We start from the raw sequence: 609 nt of genomic DNA, 5'->3' as shown, positions 1-609 counted from the left end.
CGCTAGCGTTGCCCACCACGGTGCGATTTTGTCGTCAGCGTCAGTGATTTTCTCTGAAATTTCAACGAAGAACGTGTTGTCGCCTTTTAGCGGGTGACGAACAAGATGTGCTACAACCCAATCACCTTCTGCGAAGTTGTCAGGCTTTAAACCTTTCTTCAGTTTCGCTTTTAGAGACAATTTCTTTAGTTGAGGATGGTCAGGCACGACATTTAGCTTGCCTTTGAACATCTTTACTCGACCGATAAAGCGAGTAAGAGATTGTTCGATCAGCTCTTGTGGTTCTGCGACTTCACGTTCATTTTCAGTACGGATGATGGCCACGACTTTGTCGCCGTGAATGCACTTTTTCATGTACGCTGGTGGGATGAAGAAGCTGGTCTTGCTGTCCACTTCCAGGAAACCAAAGCCTTTATCTGTTGCTTTGATTGAACCTTCTTTTTTAGGCAGGTTTTCTTGGATTTGCTGCTTAAGCTGGGCTAATAGCGGGTTATCTTGAAACATCTTTTCTTAACTTACCAATGGAGTTGGCCACACTATAATCATTGCGGGCTATTATTACTACCTAAAGCACACAAATTCGCTGTGAATTATTGAGGAATTAAACAG

At 43.5% G+C, this 609-nt stretch carries 1 pseudogene; it reads right to left on the bottom strand.

Features of this window, described 5'->3' with window-relative positions:
* A pseudogene (locus R7040_RS27800) lies at positions 1-504 on the bottom strand (exoribonuclease II); the annotation flags it as partial.
* Positions 505-609: the final 105 nt, after the last annotated feature.

It is taken from the genome of Vibrio sp. 1069, assembly GCF_033340555.1.
Note: the sequence above shows the minus strand (reverse complement) of the source record. Positions and strands in the feature narration are given on the sequence as shown.